Raw genomic sequence first — 19,653 nt, 5'->3', positions numbered from 1 at the left:
GCCCATGTCCACCACTCCTGCAACCCGTTCGATCTTCGACCCGACGATCATCAAGGGCGCGGTTCTTGATTCGCTCCGCAAGCTGAGCCCGCGTGAGCAGGTCCGCAACCCGGTGATGTTCGTCGTCTTCGTGGTCAGCATGCTGACGACCGTGCAGTGGGTTCACGCGATCGTCGCAGAGGGTGAGGCCCGCGCGGCGTTCATCGGGTGGGTATCGCTCTGGCTCTGGTTTACGGTGCTGTTCGCCAACTTTGCCGAAGCGATGGCGGAGGGTCGGGGCAAAGCGCAGGCGGCCAGTCTCCGCAAGACCCGACGGGACGTGATAGCCCGCAAGCTCGCCGGTCCGTCGCGGTCCGCGGCGGCCACGGAGGTGCCCAGCGGCACGCTCCGCAAGGGGGACATCGTGCTGGTCGAGGCGGGGCAGGTCATACCCGGCGATGGAGAGATCATCGAGGGGATCGCGTCGGTCAACGAATCGGCGATCACTGGCGAGTCCGCGCCCGTCATTCGTGAGGCGGGTGGTGACCGCTCGGCGGTCACCGGCGGCACGACGGTGCTTTCCGACTGGATCATGGTTCGAATCGCAGCCAATCCAGGCGAGACATTCCTGGACCGCATGATCTCCCTCATCGAGGGCGCCAAGCGCCAGAAGACTCCGAACGAGATCGCGCTGGACATCCTGCTTGCCAAGCTCACGATCATCTTCTTACTCGCGTGCGTTACGCTCTTGCCCTACTCGATCTACGCCGTCAAGGCCGCGGGCACGGGAGTCCCGGTGACCATGACCGTGTTGGTGGCGCTCTTGGTATGCCTGATTCCAACGACGATCGGCGGACTCCTCTCGGCTATTCGGATCGCCGGCATGGACCGCCTTGTTCAGGCGAATGTCATCGCCACCAGCGGCCGGGCGGTAGAGGCGGCCGGTGATGTCGATGTCCTGCTCCTGGATAAGACTGGAACGATCACGCTCGGCAATCGCCAGGCCACCCAGTTCATCCCGGTGGACGGGACGACGGTCGAGGAACTGGCGGACGCGGCGCAGCTCGCATCCCTCGCCGACGAGACGCCGGAGGGGCGAAGCATCGTCGTGCTCGCGAAGAGGCACGGCCTGCGTGAGCGGAACATCTATGAGCTCGGGGCAACGTTCACCCCATTCTCGGCACAGACCCGGATGAGCGGTGTATCTCTTAACGGCCCGCAGGGCCGCGAACTGCGAAAAGGAGCGGCCGACGCGATCGACGGTTACGTCACCCGCATGGGCGCACACCCGAGCGAGGAAGCCAGGCGTGTCGTCGAAGAGGTCGCCAAGCGCGGCTCAACACCGCTTGTGGTCGCTGACGGCAAGGGCCGCACATACGGAGTCGTCGAGCTCAAAGACATCGTCAAGGGCGGCATCGCCGAGCGATTCGCCGAGATGCGCCGCATGGGCATCAAGACCGTGATGATTACCGGCGACAACCCAATCACGGCCGCGGCTATTGCTGCTGAAGCCGGTGTGGACGACTTCCTGGCCCAGGCAACGCCGGAGAACAAGCTCGAGCTGATCCGCAAGCACCAGCAAGGTGGACGGCTGGTCGCCATGACCGGCGACGGAACGAACGACGCCCCGGCCCTGGCCCAGGCCGATGTGGCCGTGGCCATGAACACCGGCACGCAGGCCGCAAAGGAAGCTGGGAACATGGTCGACCTGGATTCCAACCCCACCAAGCTCATCGAGGTCGTGCAGATCGGCAAGCAGCTCCTGATGACCCGCGGTTCGCTCACGACCTTCTCGATCGCCAACGACGTGGCGAAGTACTTCGCGATCATCCCGGTGGCGTTCGCCTCCACCTATCCGCAGCTCGACGCCCTCAACATCATGCGACTCAACCCGTCAACGGCGATCGTGTCGGCTGTCATCTTCAACGCTCTGATCATCATCGCGCTTATCCCGCTTGCCCTTCGCGGCGTCACGTACAAGCCGGTCGAGGCCTCCGTCCTGCTCCGCAACAACCTGCTTATTTACGGCCTGGGTGGCCTGGTCGTGCCGTTCATCGGGATCAAAGTGCTTGACCTGCTGCTCAGCCTGCTTGTCCAAGGAGTGTCTTCGTGACTTCTCTGCTTCGCCCTGCGCTGGTTCTCTTCGTTCTCCTCACCCTCCTGACCGGGATCGCTTACCCCGCCGCGGTGACTGGGATCGCACAGCTGCTGTTCCCCTCTCAGGCAAATGGTTCAGTCCTGCTTGTGGACGGCAAGCCCGCCGGATCATCGCTCATCGGGCAGGAGTTCAGCGGCGAGGGTGGCGCCAAGTACTTCTGGGGTCGTCTGTCAGCCACTTCGCCCGTGCCATATGCGGCGTTCAACCCGGACAAGTCGACGGGCTCATCGGGATCGAACCTCGGCCCGCTCAACCCTGCCCTGACGGACAATGCCAGGAACCGAATCGAAGCACTCAAGGCCGCGGACGCGGCTGTCGGGTATCTGCGTCCCCGTGATCAGCCGGTACCCGTGGATCTCGTTACCTCATCCGCCAGCGGACTCGATCCGCACATTTCTATCGCAGCGGCTGAGTATCAACTGCCGCGCGTTGCAAGGGCCAGGGGTATGACGGACGATCGGGTCCGGGAGTTGCTCCGGGCGCACACGCACGCGAGGCAGCTCTGGGTGCTCGGCGAGCCGACCGTCAACGTGCTTGAAATCAATCTGGCACTCGAGGCGACCGACCGGTAACGATCTGGTCTTCTCATACGATACCGCTGCATGCCCGATCGCCGTCCCGATCCTGCCGATCTTCTCACTCGCGCCGAGCGGGAGGAGGCTCGCCGCGGACGCGGAAAGTTGAAGATCTTCTTCGGGTCGGCGCCGGGCGTCGGCAAGACCTACTCGATGCTCGCGGCGGTGCAGCGACTGGGGCGAGAGGGGGTGGACATCGTCATCGGGCTCGTTGAGACACACGGCCGCACTGAGACCGAGCAGATGCTGCTCGGCCTGGACATCCTGCCCCGCCGCGAGGCACAGTACCGCGGGCCCGACAGGCAGGCGGTCCCTGTGACGCTCCGCGAGTTCGACCTCGATGCGGCGCTCACGCGGAAGCCGGAGTTCATCGTCCTCGACGAACTCGCGCACACGAACGCCCCGGGCTCTCGGTTCGAGAAGCGGTGGCAGGACGTTGAGGAGCTCCTCCAAGCCGGGATCAACGTCTACACGACGCTGAACGTTCAGCACATCGAAAGCCTGAACGACGTGGTCGCCCAGATCACCGGAGTGCAGGTCCGCGAGACCGTACCGGACTCGGTAGCGGATGAGGCCGACGAAATCGAACTCGTGGACCTCCCGCCGGAGGTGCTGCTGGAGCGCCTCAAGACAGGACGTGTCTACGTCCCCGAGAGCATCCAGGCAGCCAGCGAGTCCTTTTTCCGTCTGGGCAACCTGATCGCCTTGCGAGAACTGGCCCTTCGACGCACCGCGCAGTGGGTCGATCGCCAGATGCGGGAGTACAAGGCCGGCCAGGGCATCCGCACAATCTGGCCCGCGGCCGAGCGCATCCTGGTTGCCGTCAGCCCGAGCCCGGCCTCGGGCAAGATCGTTCGGGCCGCCAAACGCATGGCCGCCGGACTGCACGCCGACCTGCTGGCGGTCTACGTCGAGACGCCGCGGACAGCGTCGATTGGGCAGGCGGATCGGGACCGGGTCATGCAGACGCTTCGTCTGGCAGAAAGCCTCGGAGCCGGGACCTCAACCCTGAGCGGGACGAATGCCGCTGCCGAACTCGTGGCGTTCGCGCGAGCACGCAACGTGAGCAAGATCGTCGTCGGCAAGACGGGCCGTTCACGCCTTCGCGAAGCCCTGCTCGGGTCATTCATGAGCAACCTCGTCCGACTCAGCGGCGATATCGACATCTATGTCATCCGAGGGGATTCCGATGCAGCCCCTTCTGTCGGCGATCCGGTTCTGTCGGCGATCGCTGGCCTCAGCCGCCTTCCGAATCACCGCCACGGCGCCTGGCGCTACCTGCTCGCCTCGGGTGTCATGGGACTGTGCACGCTGCTGGGGCTTGTGGTTCTCAAGCGGCTCGACCTGTCCAACATCGCCATGCTCTACCTGGCCGGAGTCGTTGTCACGGCGGTCTGGGCCGGCCGTGGACCAGCCGTGCTCGCCGCTATTCTCGGTGTTGCTGCGTTCGACTACTTCTTCGTCCCACCGCGGCTGACGTTCGCGGTCTCCGATGTGCAGTACGTGCTGACGTTCGTGGTCATGACGGGGGTGGGACTGCTGATTGCCAGCCTGACGTCTCGGCTCGGCAGCCTCGCCGAGGCCGCGAGGCTGCGCGAGCGGCGGACGTCGCTGCTCTACGCGATGTCCAGGGAGTTGGCCGCCGCAAGGGACCGCCGCGAGGTCGCGACCGTTTCCGCTCGTCATGTCCATGACTCCTTCGGCTGCGACGCGGCTCTGCTCCTCCCGGGCCCCGTCGATCATCCTGCTGCGATGGAAGTCGTGGCCAGCGCGGGCTCGCCGGACTGGATCGAAGATGCGGGAGGGAGAGAGCGCGGTGTGGCCCGGTGGGCCTTCGACCACGGCAAGGCGGCGGGAATCGGGACTCAGTCGCTTCCGGGCTCCACCGGGCGGTTCCAGCCGCTCACGTCCTCGCTAGGCAAGATTGGAGTGCTCGCGTTGCGCCCCCGTGAGGCGGATGCGTTCTCGTCGACTCCGCAGCAACTGCTGCTGGACACATTCGTCAACCAGATCAGCCTTGCACTCGAGCGGGTGTCGCTCATCGAGGGCCAGCAGGCCGCGCGGATCGAAGCAGAAGCGGAGCGTCTCCGCGGCGCCCTGCTCAGCTCGGTGTCGCACGACCTGAGGACGCCCCTGGCCACAATCGCCGGCGCTGCTACCGTTCTGCAGTCGGGTCGCGACCTCGATGAGCCGACTCGAACGGAGCTGATCGACAGCATCATTCAGGAGGCCGACAGACTCAACGATCTCATCGCCAACCTGATGTTCGCGACTCGCCTTGAGGCCGGCGGCGTCGAACTCCGCCGAGAGTGGGCAACCGTCGAGGAACTGGTCGGGTCCGGGCTTGCCCGGCACAGGGATGCGCTGCGGGTACGACCTTTCGGGGTTCGTGTTTCCCCCGATCTGCCGCTGGTCCGTGTCGACAATGCGATTCTCCCCCAGGTCGTGCACAACCTGGTCGACAATGCCCTCCGCTACACCCCGGACGGAACGCCGGTCGAGGTTGCGGCGTGGGCCACGGAGTCCAACGTCATCGTCAAGGTCGCCGATCAAGGCCCCGGGCTTACCGACGATGAGCGTGCCAAGGTCTTTCATCGCTTCTACCGGGGCCGGGCCGCGCAGCCAACCGGCAGCCGGAGCGGCATCGGTCTTGGCCTGACCATCTGCGAGGGAATCATCAAGGCTCACGGTGGGCGCATCTGGGCAGAGCCGAACTCGCCGCGAGGTGTCGCGTTCTACTTCTCTCTGCCGATCGACCGACCGCAGCCGGTTGTTCCTGCAGAGGTGTCGGAGGCTGTCACGTGACGATGCCCTCCAATGGCCCACTGATCCTGGTGGTTGAAGATGAGGAGCCCATCCGACGGTTCCTCCGCGCCACCCTGGAAAGCCAGGGATACCGCGTCAAGGAAGCCGGAACAGCCGACGAGGGGCTGATGCAGGCCCGCAGCCAACGACCGGATCTCATCCTGTTGGACCTGGGGCTTCCTGACGGAGATGGGATCGACGTCACCAGGTCCATCCGATCGGATTCGGCGGTGCCGATTGTCGTTCTTTCCGCCCGCGGCCAAGAACCTGACAAAGTCGCCGCACTCGATGCCGGCGCCGACGACTATCTCACAAAGCCCTTCGGCGTGAGCGAACTCGCCGCACGCATCCGCGTCGCCCTTCGGCACGCATCACGCCCCGCGGGCTCGGCGACCCCCGTGTACGAAGCCACCGCGGACGGGCGGACGCTCCACGTCAACGTCGACACTCGCGTGGTCAGGGTGGCGGACGAGAACGGGGTTCGACCGATTCGTCTCACTCCGACCGAGTTCAAGCTGCTGGCGTTCCTCATCAAGCACGCCGGCAAGGTTCTGACGCATCAACAGATCCTGAAGGAAGTCTGGGGCCCAACGCACGCACGCGATGTCCAGTACCTCCGCGTCTACGCCGGCCAACTCCGCCAGAAGCTCGAGGCCAGCGCCGCCCAGCCCCAGTTCGTGCTCACGGAGCCCGGGATCGGGTATCGGCTGACCCCACCGAACGACGCCGTTGCACGCTGAGCTGTCGGTGCGGTCAGGACGCATTCTGACGCCGGACCAGTTGTCCGGTAGTCCCACCACCAACCGCACGTCGACCCGATTTCGCGACGCATTCAGGACGCATCGGCTCGGACCCACGATCGTCGGATTGTTGATCACGAATACCGAAAACCGTCAGCGTCGGAGTCGCCCTCGCCCGAATCCAAAGCCATGCCGCGCCCAATTGGCTGCGCGATGACCGTGGACATCGCTCCGGTCAACGGCGGCTTCGGCCCGATCACCCCGCGTTGATCGAGTCTCGCCAACGCGTGCAGATTCAGGAAGTTCTACATCCCGTTTGCCGATTGTGCGTACGCGCTACCCATTTCTACCTGCTCACGCATCCATGCAGCAGTACGGGGTTCGTGCATGCGAATGATCGACAGCAGTATCTTGGTCACCTTGATGAACACGATCTCGCCGGTGGGCAACACCACCCCATAATGCGTGATGAGCTCGGTCCTCCCAACGGGAATCAGTCCGAGACTCCCGGACTTCTGCCAGTGCGTCAACATCGCAAACACGACCTGGCTGCGGGGGGTCGGTAGCAGGAGGATTGGCCGCTGGTTCGTCCCGCTGCACAATGCCTCGCCGACCCGCGACGGACGTCACTCCCATCGAGTGACCAGAGTTGGCTCGAGCGCGACAAAGGAGATACGCTCGGACAGTTGGAGTTCCTCAACAACGCCTCGGCACGGCATCGAGCCGAGCGTGGTGAAGCTGCCGGAGGCCAAACGCGGCTTCGTGCTGCTGCCCAGGCGTTGGGTCGTGGAGCGCAGCTTCGCACGGGCGGCATGATTCCGCCGGCTGACCAAGGACTACGAACGCCTGCCCACGATCCTGGCCGGGCTCCACCTCGTGGTGTTAGCCTGCCTCATGCTCGCCCATCTCTTGAACGCAAGTGCATCACGCCCTCTAGGTCGCCACGTCGCTATCGCGACCTCAGCCCCTTCGACTTCATCCGTGGTCCGAGTCTCTTCTTCTCCTGGGCTGAACGCTATCTGGCGTACACAGGCTCATTCCCCACCTTCCACTTGATGTTGCAGCCGATACTCGGGCGCTGCTCCGTTGGCGCCGGGTTGCCCGCGAGGAGCGCATCGACGGCGGCACGCAGGTCGCGGCCGGTGACCGGGATATCGTTGCCCGGTCGGCTCTCATCGAACTGGCCGCGGTAGACAAGGGAACGGGAGGAATCGAAGAGGAAGAAGTCGGGGGTGCAGGCGGCGTGGTACGCCTTGGCAACGGCCTGCGACTCGTCGAAGAGGTAGGGGAAGGTGTAGCCGAAGTTGGCGGCTTCGGTGCGCATGGCGGCGGGGGCGTCATCCGGATACCGCTCGGCGTCGTTGGAGTTGATGGCGACGATAGCGAGGCCCTTGTGGGAGTAGTCTCGCGCGAACGCGGCGAGGCCGGTTCGGAGGTGCTTGACGAAGGGGCAGTGGTTGCAGATGAACATGACGAGCAGCAGAGGCTTGGCCGCGAAGTCGTTGAGGCTGACCGGCGACCCGTCTTCCCCTGCATTGGGGAGGGTGAACGCCGGAGCGCGGGTGCCAAGGGGTAGCATGGTGGACGGAGTGCGTGCCATGAGATCCTCTCTTTAGGGGAGTCGAGGCTCGGCGTCGGCTGAGTTCGAATGGACGCCACCGCGGGGGTGTTGGTGCAAGGCGCCGAGGATCGTATGGCGCGGTGCAAAAAGAAAATCCCGGCTGCGACCGGTCAGTTCGCAGCCGGGGTTCGAGGACATTTGGGTGCCCTCTCTCGCCTCTCTCTCGCTCCGAGTCTCTCTCTCTCCTGCGGACCTCTCTCTCTTGTTCTCCGACCGTCTCTCCGCCTCTCTCTCTCCTGCCGTGTTACTCCCCTTTCGGGGCACGGGGTTGTCGGATAACGAGGCCGCGCTCAACGACCGGTTGAGGCATTGTCAATGTACCTACTCCAGCGGGAGTGTCAAGGCCGTCACAGGCCGTTTGCACGGAAAAAACGGCCTTTTTGCGCGAGGCCCGAAAACCACGGGCTTTTGAGAGTCCGGGCGGGGGCCGGCTACCGAACGGTCAGACCGCCGGACCGACAGAGCGCAATGAAGCGTTCGAGCGCGATGCGGTTGATGCCGCTGAAGTACTCGAAGGGGCTGACGGTTGCGCCGGGGCGCATCATGCGGACAGGGAGCTGGCCCGGCATGTCCAGACGGCTGACGGACTTGTCCTCGAGCGCGTCAAACCGGGGAAGATCGGGGAGGCTGGACTCAAGGCTGTCGGCTAAGGCGCGGGCGTCCTCATCGGGCACTTTGAGCGTCAGTCCCGGCTTAGAGTAGCTCCAGGCGTCAGGTGAATAGTCGGGCGATCCATCCTCTTCGATGGGCTGGGGTATACCCGAGGGGTTCCAGCCGCGGCTCTTGGCGAGCCGGACCATCATCAGCCAGTCGGCGGCGCTGCACCAGAATGTTCCGCCATCGGCTTTGAAGGTCAGCATGGGAGGCCGTCCTCGGGACGGGCCCCGCACGGAGTGTGGCGGGGCCCGTCCGAAGAGTACGGCGAGTGGATGATCCCGAGCCGGGGTCAGCAGCCGTTGGCAACCGCCGCGAGCCAGGCTTGGATGAAGGTCGCGATGTCCGAGGGGTCCACGGTGCCGCTCTGATCGACGTCGGCCAGGAGGGTGCCGTTGGTCAGGTCAAGCGACCACTGGTTGATAAACGCGGCGACATCGCTGGGGGTGATGAAGGTGTCGTGATCCCAGTCGGCGATGCAGGTCTGCGGGTTGGTGCAGGCGATCGATGTGACCATGACCGCATCCACCGCGGCCTCAACGGAGGTGGAGTTGGTGGCGTTGTCGTTCGCGGTGAAACGGAGGCGGAGTTGAGAACTGCCGACGGGGATGGTGGCAACCTGGGAAATCCATGACCCGGTGATAGTGCCTGAGGCGGAACCAAAGACCTCGATGTCGGTCCAGGTGGCTCCGTTGTTCAGGGAGTACTCAACGCGGAGAACGTCGCCGCCGGCGGTGCTGGAGGTGCGGTGGAACCACCGCTTGTACGAGACCGAGAGCGGCCCGTTCGGGGCGTTGATCTGCGGCGACGTGAGGGCGGTGAAGCCCCAGTCGACGTCGGGGCTGACCGAGTTGTTCGCGGTGACGTAGCAGGAACCGGAACCGTCGCCGTCGACGCTGGGGGCTCCGGTGGCGGCCGGTGTGATCGGAACGCCTCGCTCCCACGCGCCGGCGAAGGTACCGCCCGCGATCGGGGTGTTGGCGACGGTCCAGCCCTGATCGGTCTCGAAGTTGTCGGCGAAGGCAACGTTGGTCTCGCCGACGTTGGCGACGAAGAGGCTTGCGGGGGCGGTGTTGGGGAGCGTAATGGCGCCCGAGGCGTCGCCCTCGGCGGCGAAGTACACCTGCAGGATGGATCCGCACAGGGGTGCGGTGAGATTGGCTCGGTAACGGTTGCCGGTGACCAGCGACATCGGCGCGGATGTGAAGGGATCACTCGTGCTGGTACGGGTATACACCTTCACAGAGCCGGGAACAAGCGACTGGTTGATCGCGAGGACGTCCACATCCACGCTCAGAGGAGATCCGGGGAGTATGAGGGTGGGGATCTGGGTGACAAGGCTCAGAGAGAGCCCGCTGTACGAACCGGGGACGCCGGCAAGAGAGAACGGCTGGGCGCCCTGGGGGACGTTGAAACCGATAACCTCGACCCGCCAGGTGCCGGGCATCGGGTTGTCGACGAGAACCTGCTCGATGTTGTCCCTGCGGTTCGGGGTCGTGCGAACGGCGGCCGCGCTGGGGTTGGCCGGATCGAGGGTCCAGGGGTAGAAGACGGCATCGTTCGGGGCGATGAGGCGGAGGTCGAGGTCGTTCACCAGGGTCGAAGCACCGGTGGTGTTCGGGGTGCCAGGCGCGTCGTCCCACGCGAGGCTGATCTTCAGGGGCTGGCCGCCGGCGACCTCGATGGTCCGCTGGAAGGTCTCGCCCTGGTTGATCTGGGCCTCGAGGTAGGCGCCGGAAATGACGAAGTCCGCAGCGGGGATGCCGCGCATGGACCCGTAGCCGGTCTGGTAGTCGGGGCCGGGGGTCAGCAGGTCAAGGGCGGTGTGGGTGAGCCAGAGCTTGAGCGTGGAGTTCCGCGGGTCGTCGGCACCGGGGAAGGTGCGGCGGAACTGCTGGAGGAGGAGGGTGCTCACGCCGGTCACGGTCGGGCAGGCCATCGAGGTGCCGCAAGACCCGCCGTAGGACGTGTCGCTGGCGCTCGTTGAACTGGTGACCGTGTTGTCGCCGTCGGACTGGCAGCCGGGGGCGGAGATGTCGGGCTTGAGGCGGCCGTCGTCGGTGGGGCCCCAGGAGGAGAAGGTGGTCATGGAGTCGTTGTTGGAGTTGAGCGCGCCGACGGTGATGTGGTTCTTGGCGGTCGCTGGCGGGGCGGTGGAGAAGTAATCGCCGAAGCCTTCGACGTCGCAGCGATTGCCCTGGCGCTCGTTGCCGTTGGCCCAGACGACGCGGATGGGTCGTCCGAGGCTGCCGCGGACCAGGGAGTCAAGGAGGGCGTCGGTGACGCCGTAGTCGCCCTGGAGGGAGCAGGGGAAGCCGTTGGTCTCGGTGTTGGTGCCGATGGAGTTGTTGGCGATATCAGCGCTGTTCGGAGCGGCGAAGGCGAGGGTGTAGTCGGCCTCGAGGTCGCAGACGCGGTCGTAGAGGAAATACGTGCCGGTGCCAACGCCGGTGTTCAGGGCGCCCGAGAGAATAAAGGCCGCCGGGGCCATTCCACGGTGGATGTTGCCGCCTTCTCCAGCGCCGTTGCCGGCGACCGTACCCGCGACGTGGGTCGAGTGGGATGAGACCGAGGCTCCATCAACACTGATAATGCGCTGCCCACCGCCACCGGTAGAACTAAAGGTCTGGTGGGTGAGGCGGGCGGAGCCGGCGTCGTAGACGAACGGGCGGATGCCGGCGCCGTCGAGCGAGTAGGCGGGGCCGTTCAGTGTGTCGGCGCCGACGCGGGCGCGGTTGGAGTCGTTGGCCACTGCGGCGGCCGCGAGAGCCTTGGAGGCTTCGGTAACGGCACCGATGTGCGTGGCGACGGAGGTGACGGACATTGCCGGGTAGGGGGACTCAATCCACATGACCGAGTCCTCGCCGGCGAGTGCGAGGATATTGGCCAGGGGCATTTCGGCGACCATTACCGGGAGGCTGCGCAGTTCGCCGATGACTGTCGCCTTGTACTTCTGGAGCATCCGGATGCCGGTGAGGCCCATCGCGTCGTCGGCGTGGAACATGACGTTCACGGCGACGATAGCGTCTTGGTCCTTGCCGGCCACGACGGTGTAGGCGGGGGGGGCCATGTCGGCGAGGAAGGGGTGCAGCTTCCACTCGGGGCGAATGGCGGAAACTGCGATGAGCGAGGCCACCTGGTCCAACGACTTGATGTCGGGTTTGGAGACGGAGGCAAAGAAGGCATTGGAGCCCAGGGGATTCTGCAGGCGGAGGCCGGCTGCCTCCATGACGCCGCGGTCGGCCAGCGAAACCGGGCCCGAGAACTGCACGACCGCGTGCCCACCGTTTTTGCCGGCGATCGCCGCGAGCGGGGCGGTGCGGCCGGGTCCATCGGCCAGAGGGGAGAGGACTGCCGGGCCAGTTCGGAACTGGATCGGTGTGGGCTGTGTTGCCGTATTCGTGGCTGCGGCGAGCGAAATCGACGTAGTCACAACGGCCGCGAGGAATGCGGCAACCAGGAGCTTCATGTGCAGGTCTCTCCTTCCCACGAGGGACTGTGAACCGAACCGACCGCCACAGAGACGGTCCATGAGGACGCTACAGACTACCACGATTGACCGAGAGTTCCCAGGAGCCGGAAAGATTCGGGCCTGCGGGGGGCGTGGCTGGTGAACACACGGGCCGGGGCAAGCCGATCTGATAGTGATCGGTTATGACCCGTACGCGTCAAATCCTGATGGGTTTCAAGCTGGGGGGAGTCCTGGTGTTGGCCGCGTGCTCATCGCCCGGGTCCGCCGGGCGGTCTGGCGTCGCGGCGGGGTACTCCTTCGGCCGGCTGAAGACGGAGCTGGGCCCGGAGGTCTCGGTGCAGACGATTGCCGCGGCGGCCGAGCGGACGCTGCGGAAGCGGGGGTACTCGGTGTTCATTGACCCGCACACGGAGGATCGGGCGGTCGTCCAGGGACGGGGCCCGAAGTCCGCCGAGCATGAGACGACGACGGTCGAGTCGTGGGTGACCAAGTCTGGCACCGTGGTCGAGGTGTACGTCAGCCCCTGGGGGGACGAGGGGGCGAGCTATGCCATCCTCGACGAGGTGCTGGCGAGCATCGGGCGGTAGTTGCGGGGATTGGCTTACTTCCGGGCGTTGGCAACGGTGCCGCGAGGCCGGGAGCGTTCCCATGCTTCGATCGCGGCGTCGACCCTGGGACCCTGAAGGGGGAGCGAGAGGGAGACCTTGAGGCCCTCCTCGGCGAGCAGGCCCTCGAGAAACTCGGCGAAGGACGCGTCGGTCATCTCGGAGATCTTCGGGCGCTTGTCGCGGGTGGCGAGCCGGTCGAGCGATTTGGGTGCGAGGTCGTCGATGGTGGCGGCGAGCAAGTCGGGCATGGCGTCGTCGTGGCCGCGGGCGCCGGACTCGGCGCGGCGGGCGTCGAGCCAGTCGGCCTTGCGCTTGGAGAACTGCTTTCCAAGCGACTCTCGCTTCTCGCGGATGTCCATGACCTTCATGTACGAAGCGCCGGCGAACATGATGGGCATGAGGGTCTTCCGGCCGGCATCATCAGCGATCGATTTGAGGCTGGCAAGGCGGCCTGAGCGGACATCGTCGGTGAGTTCGAGCACGGTGTTGTCGAGGACGTGGATGGTGGACGCGATGATGTCCCACTCCGCCTTGGTGCGGGGCATGTACTTCGAGAGGGGCGGGAGGTGGGTCGGGAGGGCGACGTACCAGCGCCCGCCGTCCTCCTTGAGGGGGATTCCGACGGGCGGCAGGATGATCTCGTTGTCGAGCGTGACGGTAGCGAGGTCGTCGGCGATCTTGATCGTCGCGAGGCGGGGTGTGTTCTGGTCAATCCAGGAGTACGGGTCGGCGAAGAGGTCGGCGACCAGGTTCTTGAGTTCGTCCTCGGAGACGCCCTGCGAGCGGTCGGCGGGGCCGGCGGCGGCGTTGATCCCGCCGGGACCGGCGTTGACCGAGATGTTGATGCCTCGGCGCCCGCGGTCGCCGCCGGAACGCTGAACCTGGATGCCGCCCTGAGAGGAGCCGCCGGAAAGGACACGGGACAGCAGCCCGCCGGCCTTGGAGTTCGGGTCGCTCGCGGCGAGCTGGGCCTCGGCCTTTCGGCGGGCGACCTCTTCGGGGAATCGCTCCTGGATTGCGCCGGCGAGTTGCTGGAGGTGGCCCAGGAAAACGCCGAGGCGATCGAGCACGGCACGCATGTGCGCGGATTCGGCGAAGACCAGATCGCTCAGGCGGTTGGCCTCGTTGTTCTTGACCATCTCGACCGCGGACTTGACCACATCGTCGGGCGTGGCCTGGCTGTAGGTGTGCCGTGGTTTGCAACCCCAGAAGGGGATGAGAACCAGGGCAAGGGCAAGCGCGGTCAGTAGACGAGGGATGGGCCTCATGCTTGCCTCTCGGGAGTCATGGATCCGCCGACGCAGGGCGTCCATGTAGATCGTACCGGGGCATGGGGGACGCGGGTGCGGGCTGGTGCGGGAGACGGGGTGGCCGGTGGCTGATCGCTACACTTCAAGATGAAGATCGTGGTCAATGGAGAGCAGCGGAACGCGGCCGAGGGGGCAACAGTGGAGTCGCTGCTCAAGGAACTCGGGCTTGATCGCCAGCCGTGCGCCGTGGAGGTGAACCAGCGGCTGGTGACCAAGGCCAAGCACGGGCTGGAGCCGCTTCGTGAGGGGGACCGCGTCGAGGTTGTGACGCTGGTGGGCGGCGGGTGAGACAGGGGCGCGGCAGAAGGAGCGGCACGCGATGACGAGCGCGGCATCACTTGGCAGCAACGGCGTGGCGGCGGGGCCGGAGGACGGGCTGGTTCTCGGACGTCGCCGCTTCAAGAGCCGGTTGATCGTCGGGACGGGGAAGTACACCGACCTCTCCACCATGCAGCGGGCCCTCGAGGTGTCGGGCTCCGAGGTGGTGACGGTGGCTGTGCGGCGAGAGCGGCTGTACAACGACAAGGGGGAGAGCCTGCTCCAGTCCATTGACACGTCGCGGTACACGATCCTGCCCAACACGGCGGGGTGCTTCACGGCGTCGGACGCGGTGCGGGTGGCGAGGCTGGGGCGCGAGATCCTGGAGCAACTGGGGAATGCAGGGGCGTCCTGGGTCAAGCTGGAAGTGCTGGGGGACAAGAAGACGCTGCTCCCCGATCCGGTGGGAACGCTGGAGGCGTGCCGCGAGCTGGTCAAGGACGGGTTCGAGGTGCTGTGCTATTCGTCGGACGATCCGATCGTGGCCGTTCGCCTGAGGGACGCGGGGGCGACGAGCGTGATGCCGGCGGGCTCGCCGATCGGCTCGGGGCAGGGAATCCTGAACCGCAACAGCATCGTGCTGTGCCTGGAGGCGCTCAAGCAGGGGGATCCCGCGTACCCGGTGATTGTCGATGCGGGGGTCGGGGTCGCGAGCGACGTGTCACAGGCGATGGAACTTGGGGCCGACGGCGTGCTGCTCAACACGGCGGTCGCATCGGCGAAGGATCCGGTGATGATGGCCGAGGCGATGCGACTGGGGACGATCGCCGGGAGGAAGTCGTACCTGGCTGGGCGGATCCCCAAGAGGTTGTACGCGTCGGCGTCGTCGCCGTGGGAAGGCGTGGTGTCGTACATTCCCGGTGAGTAGGTTTCGAGGTATGCTGACGGTGGTGGGGCCAATCAACGACAGGAAGCGTGCGTCATGACACTGAAGCAGAAGACGAAGATGGGCAACTTCATGGCGTTTGTGCTGGTGGCCATCGCGGTCGTCTGCATCGGCGGGCTGATCGTGATGGTGGTGCTCAACTCGCTCTGATGCAACGGCTGCGGATCACTTGCGGCCCGCCGACTCGTTGACGGCCTGTTCGAGAACCGAAGCGCCATCGAGCCGCCAGCGAGGCATCGTGCGGTCGTTGATGATCACGGTGGGGATGCCGTTGACGCCGGCGCGGGCCGCGGCATGTACATCGGCCTGGATCGCGGCGGCGACAGAGGGGGAGTTCATCCGGTCCAGCAGGGCGTTGGCGTCCAGGCCCATCGAGGTGGCGGCCTGCCGGATCGAGGCGTCCGAGAGGCCCTGGGCATTCTTCTGGAGCCAGGCGTGCATCTTCCAAAAGGCCTCAGCGCCGCCGATCTGCCCGGCGGCTTCGGCGGCCGCGGCGGCCCGGCAGGCGAGGGGGTACGCGTCGGCGCCGACGTTGGGATTGCACGCGCGGCTGAAGGGGAAGAAGCGGTATTCGTAGCGGATGTCGCCGCGGGAGTCGGCGAGGGCGCGAACGGCGGCGTCGGCCTCGGCGGCCAGGGGGACGAAGTAGTCGCCGAAGACGATCATGCGGATCTTGGCGTCGGCGGGGCCGATGGCGTAGGACGTGGGGCGGGGGGCGACCGGGATGGCGGGGTTGTCGCGCCAGTCGGCGACGTACTTCTCGGCGGCGGTGGGGGGGCGATCGGCGGCGGCGGTACGGGCGGGCGGGTTGGCCGCGGCGACGTCGGCGACCGTTCTCGCCACGGCCTGGCCGGCAACCCAGCCCTTCATCTCGACACCGTTGATGAAGATCATGGGGGTGCGGAAGATGCCGAGGGAGGTTCCTTCGGCGATGTCGGACTTGATGAGGTCGGTGGTCGACGCGGCGGACATGGCCGTCTGGAAGCGGACCCAGTCGAGGCCCATGGATTCGACCTGGGCGCGGAGATCGGATTGGGTAAACTGGCCGGCGCGATCAAAGAGCCAGCGGTGCATGGTCCAGAACGCGTCGTTTCCGCCGACGATGCCCGCGGCTTCGGCGGCGCGTGCCGCGTTGCACGCGTTCACGTGCAGGTTCGGGGCCGAGGGATTGCATTCCGTGCAGAGCGGAAAGTGCTTGTGCGAGATGGAGACATCGGGGCGGTCGGAGATCTGACGGATCTGGCTCTCGATGATGCGGCAGTCGGGGCACTGGTAGTCGGAGAAGACGACAACGCGGATTGGGGACTTCTCCGGGCCTTCGCGGTAGCGGCCGGTGAAGACGTGGGCGGGCTGATCGGGGCGTGCGGCCGCGGGCGGGGCGGTGTCGGGTTGCTGGGTGGAGTGCTTGATGATCTCGCGGGAGCTGGCCTGGCGATCCATCTCGACGGCCCGCTCGGCCTGGGCGTGGAGGGTGAGAAGCACGATGAGGGCCAAGGCGCCGGTGGCGCCGGCGAGGGGGAGCGGCCATCGGCGGGTTGGCTGCGGCGAGGGAGCGCGATCGAGGAACTCGGCGAGGACCCAGAGGAGCAGGTTGGCGCCGTGTGCGGTGAGGCAATAGGGGCAGAGGATGCCGGTCCATATGGACACTGTGATGAAGAAGAGGGAAACGATCGCGCCGGCACGGATGAACCACCGAAGCCACATGGGGATCACCCCGGTCACCCACGCGGCGATCCAGGCGTGAAGTACACCTGTCCAGAACGCCAGGCCGGCGAAGGAGACGGGCCATCCGAGGCCGGGAATCGTGCCCCAGATGCTCTGGGAGGCCTTGGCGCAGGGGCTCTGGGATCCGCCGCAGCCCGGGAGAGCGAACTTCCAGATGCTCTCCATTGCGAGCATCAGGGTTGCGGCGATCGTGACTTCGAGCAAGAGGAGGCCGGTGACCATGGTGGCGGCCGGGAGCGCGGGTCGCTGAGCGGGGTGCTGGGCGCTCGCCGACGCCGTCCTGGGGTGTCCGGGCGATTTGGGCATCATGGCAGGATACGCGGAAGGTGTGCGGGTGTTCGGAACGGTGGGCCTGTAACGTGTGTGTGCGGTTGCGAGAAATCAACGCGAAGAGGCTGATGGAGCGGCGGGCATCGCCGCGGGATGATGTATCCTTGGTTGTTCCACAGGGGCGTTTTGCCATGGTTGGATCAACCGCATGGTTCGCGGCAGTGGTCTGCGCGAGCATGGCGGCCGCGGCGTCGGCGGCGACCTGGGGGGGCGTTGGAGCTGCGTGGTCAGCGTCGGGGGAGTTCCTGACGAGCCGGCCGGGGGCGAGGGTGTGGACCAGTGGTGGCGGGCGGGTCACGACGGTGTACGGGGAGGCGTTCTCGACTGGGGCATCAGCAGAGGCGAGCGCCGCCGCGTTTGTCGCGAGTCACGCCGCAGCGGTCTTTAGCGTCGGGGCGGATGAGTTGGCGCCCGTGAGCATGCTCGCGGATGGTCGGGCGACCCAGCCGGTGATGCTTGATGCTGGGTCGGGGGCCGCCAAGTTCACGCTGGTGTACTTCAGCCAGTTTCGGTCGGGGTACCCGGTGTACATGGCGGATCTTCGATTGCTGGTCCGGAACGAGCCGGGATTCCCTTTGGTCCTGGCGAAGTCGGCGCTGCGGGATCTGGGTGGATATGTGCCGCCGCGAGAGGAGTGGATACTGCCGGCGGGGCGCGCGTACGAGGCTGCGGCGGCACTATTCGGGCCCAAGGCGTTCAGCAGGTACTCGCCAACCACCCTGGTGATCTGGGCCGGTGTCGACGACACAGCCGCGCCGCCGGCGCTGTGCTACCGGTTTGTGGCCGAAGGGGGGGTGGTCGGACAGCCCGGGCACTTGAAGCACCTGTTTCTTGTGGATGCTGTATCCGGGAAGGTCGTGCACCGCGAGGATCAGGTTCTTCATGTTGATGTGACGGGGTCCGTGCGTGGGCTTGCCACGCCCGATGCGAACGCCGCGGCGTGTAGCGCGTTGCAGGAGACCGCGCTGCCGTATGCGAGGGTCGTGGTGGGGGGGGAGATCGCGTACGCGGATTCGAACGGCGAGTTTGCGGTCGGGGCCGGCGCCGGGCCCGGTCCGGTCGTGGTGGAGTCCGGGGTGCGGGGGGAGTTCTTCCGGGTGTTTCGGTACGTCGGCACGGCGCCGGTTGATGCGACGGTGCTTTCCGGCGCCGCCGCGCCCGCGGTTCCGTTTGGGGTGGTGCATAACGCCGGTGGGGGCGAGGCCACGACCGCGGAGGTGAATGCGTACCTCGGCGCCAACGCCGTGAGGGATCACGTTCTGCGGTACAACCCGTCTTTCCCGGTGGTGGCGCAGCAGAGGGAGTTCGCGGTGAACGTGATGGTGCCCGGCGCGTGCAACGCCGGGTACACGGGCGATGCGATCAACTTCTATCCGGCCGGGGGCGGGTGCCGCAACTCGGCGTTCGGAACCGTGATCTACCACGAGTATGGCCACCACGTCGTGAGCAGCGCGGGCTCGGGCCAGGGGCAGTACGGTGAGGGATTCGGCGACTGTCTCGCCATGACGCTGGTGGACGACCCCGTCCTTGGGACCGGATTGCAGCAGTGCAGCGCGGGCATCCGATCGGCGGTCAACTCGATGCGGTATCCGTGCAGCGGCGTTGCGCACACGTGCGGGACGCTCTTGTCGGGGTGCGTCTGGTCGGTGCGGAACGGGATCGCCGCGGCACACCCATCGACGTACCGCGACACGATCTCGTCGCTCGTTATCAACAGCGTGCTGCTGCACCAGGGAACGGAGATCACCCCGCTGATCAGCATCGACTTCCTGACGCTCGATGATGACGATGCGAACATCCTGAACGGGACGCCGCACTCGGCTGCCATCAGCGCCGGATTCGCAGCGCACGGCATGCTGGGGGGGTGCCCGGCAGACTGGGATCGGAACGGCTCGGTGGACCCGCAGGATGTCGCGTTGTTCATTGGAGCGTGGTTGGCATCGGTCCAAGCGGGGACGCTGACGGCCGACTTCGATGCAAGTGGGGCGGTGGATCCGGCGGATATCGCGGTGTACGTCTTGGCGTGGCTGGGAGCGGTGAGCGGGGGGTGCTGAACAGGTATCGAATAGGGTTCGTATCGATGGATGCAGCCCGGATGCCCCTGTGCCGATAGAATCAAGGGCTGACATTGGGCCTGCATGGCCCGCGTGAACCGAACTTCGCCGGAGCGTCGCGATACTCGTATGACCTTGCTTTTTCGGACTTTCCTTGTGATCGCGATGGTTGCTCAGTCTCTTCAGGGACTGGCAGCAGTGCAGTGCGCCGCGATCGCACCGGGGTCTGATGCGGCGCAGGTGGAATGCGGGTGCTGTGGGAGCGATGACGACGCTCCGATCTGTCACCGGGGGTCCCAGGGACGGATGGTGTGCAACTGCGATGCCCCGTCACGGGACGAGCCTCGGCCCCCGGCACGGGGGGTCGAGAACAGGCCGGTTGAGCAGGCCTTAGCGTTTAACCCGGTGCTGGTCGCCG

The 19,653-nt window shown here is 66.1% G+C and carries 13 protein-coding genes and 1 pseudogene; 9 read left to right on the top strand and 5 right to left on the bottom strand.

Features of this window, described 5'->3' with window-relative positions; genetic code table 11:
* Positions 1–4 precede the first annotated feature (4 nt).
* The 5 genes and pseudogenes from kdpB (at position 5) to KF745_10810 (ending at position 7,136) form a co-directional block, all read left to right on the top strand.
* Positions 5–2,092, top strand: coding sequence for a potassium-transporting ATPase subunit KdpB (kdpB, locus tag KF745_10830; GenBank protein MBX3358909.1), 2,088 nt, complete (start codon positions 5–7; stop codon positions 2,090–2,092).
* The gene (kdpC, locus tag KF745_10825) at positions 2,089–2,709 is read left to right on the top strand and encodes a potassium-transporting ATPase subunit KdpC (protein ID MBX3358908.1); all 621 of its coding nucleotides are present in this window, start codon (positions 2,089–2,091) and stop codon (positions 2,707–2,709) included. The genes kdpB and kdpC overlap by 4 nt, the downstream gene beginning before the upstream one ends.
* 30 nt (positions 2,710–2,739) lie before the next feature.
* The gene (locus KF745_10820; GenBank protein ID MBX3358907.1) at positions 2,740–5,517 is read left to right on the top strand and encodes a sensor histidine kinase KdpD; all 2,778 of its coding nucleotides are present in this window, start codon (positions 2,740–2,742) and stop codon (positions 5,515–5,517) included.
* Positions 5,514–6,257, top strand: coding sequence for a response regulator (locus KF745_10815; protein ID MBX3358906.1), 744 nt, complete (start codon positions 5,514–5,516; stop codon positions 6,255–6,257). Before KF745_10820 ends, KF745_10815 begins: the two co-directional genes overlap by 4 nt.
* 711 nt (positions 6,258–6,968) lie before the next feature.
* Positions 6,969–7,136: pseudogene (locus KF745_10810) on the top strand (transposase).
* A gap of 136 nt (positions 7,137–7,272) precedes the next feature.
* On the opposite strand, the gene KF745_10805 reads toward KF745_10810, so the two are convergent.
* The 3 genes from KF745_10805 to KF745_10795 all read right to left on the bottom strand — a co-directional run bounded on the left by KF745_10805 (position 7,273) and on the right by KF745_10795 (position 12,001).
* Positions 7,273–7,857 (bottom strand): thioredoxin family protein, encoded by a 585-nt coding sequence (locus KF745_10805; protein MBX3358905.1) that lies wholly within the window; start codon positions 7,855–7,857, stop codon positions 7,273–7,275.
* A 452-nt stretch (positions 7,858–8,309) separates the two neighbouring features.
* A complete protein-coding gene (locus tag KF745_10800) occupies positions 8,310–8,738 on the bottom strand; it encodes a hypothetical protein (GenBank protein ID MBX3358904.1) in 429 nt (142 codons plus the stop codon).
* Positions 8,739–8,824: 86 nt separating this feature from the next.
* Positions 8,825–12,001, bottom strand: coding sequence for a S8 family serine peptidase (locus KF745_10795; GenBank protein MBX3358903.1), 3,177 nt, complete (start codon positions 11,999–12,001; stop codon positions 8,825–8,827).
* A gap of 185 nt (positions 12,002–12,186) precedes the next feature.
* On the opposite strand from KF745_10795, the gene KF745_10790 reads away from it, so the two are divergent.
* Positions 12,187–12,591, top strand: coding sequence for a hypothetical protein (locus KF745_10790; protein MBX3358902.1), 405 nt, complete (start codon positions 12,187–12,189; stop codon positions 12,589–12,591).
* A 14-nt stretch (positions 12,592–12,605) separates the two neighbouring features.
* Here the strand turns inward: KF745_10790 and KF745_10785 are convergent, their stop codons facing one another.
* Complete coding sequence (locus KF745_10785; protein MBX3358901.1) at positions 12,606–13,880, bottom strand: hypothetical protein; 1,275 nt, start codon at positions 13,878–13,880, stop codon at positions 12,606–12,608.
* Positions 13,881–14,009: 129 nt separating this feature from the next.
* Here KF745_10785 and thiS point away from each other — a divergent pair, with 129 nt between their 5' ends.
* Positions 14,010–14,210 carry a sulfur carrier protein ThiS gene (thiS, locus tag KF745_10780; GenBank protein ID MBX3358900.1) on the top strand — a complete coding sequence of 67 codons (201 nt, stop codon included), beginning with the start codon at positions 14,010–14,012 and terminating at the stop codon, positions 14,208–14,210.
* A gap of 31 nt (positions 14,211–14,241) precedes the next feature.
* On the top strand, positions 14,242–15,108 hold the full coding sequence (locus tag KF745_10775) for a thiazole synthase (GenBank protein MBX3358899.1): 867 nt from the start codon (positions 14,242–14,244) through the stop codon (positions 15,106–15,108).
* Between the two features lie 183 nt (positions 15,109–15,291).
* Here the strand turns inward: KF745_10775 and KF745_10770 are convergent, their stop codons facing one another.
* Complete coding sequence (locus tag KF745_10770; protein ID MBX3358898.1) at positions 15,292–17,157, bottom strand: thioredoxin domain-containing protein; 1,866 nt, start codon at positions 17,155–17,157, stop codon at positions 15,292–15,294.
* Positions 17,158–17,312: 155 nt separating this feature from the next.
* Between KF745_10770 and KF745_10765 the strand changes: the two genes are divergently transcribed.
* Entirely contained in the window at positions 17,313–19,235 is a 1,923-nt protein-coding gene (locus KF745_10765; protein MBX3358897.1) for a hypothetical protein, read from the top strand.
* Positions 19,236–19,653: the final 418 nt, after the last annotated feature.

The organism is Phycisphaeraceae bacterium, from assembly GCA_019636655.1.
In the GTDB taxonomy this organism is placed as follows: domain Bacteria; phylum Planctomycetota; class Phycisphaerae; order Phycisphaerales; family UBA1924; genus JAHBXB01.
This window is presented reverse-complemented; position numbering and strand designations above follow the sequence as displayed.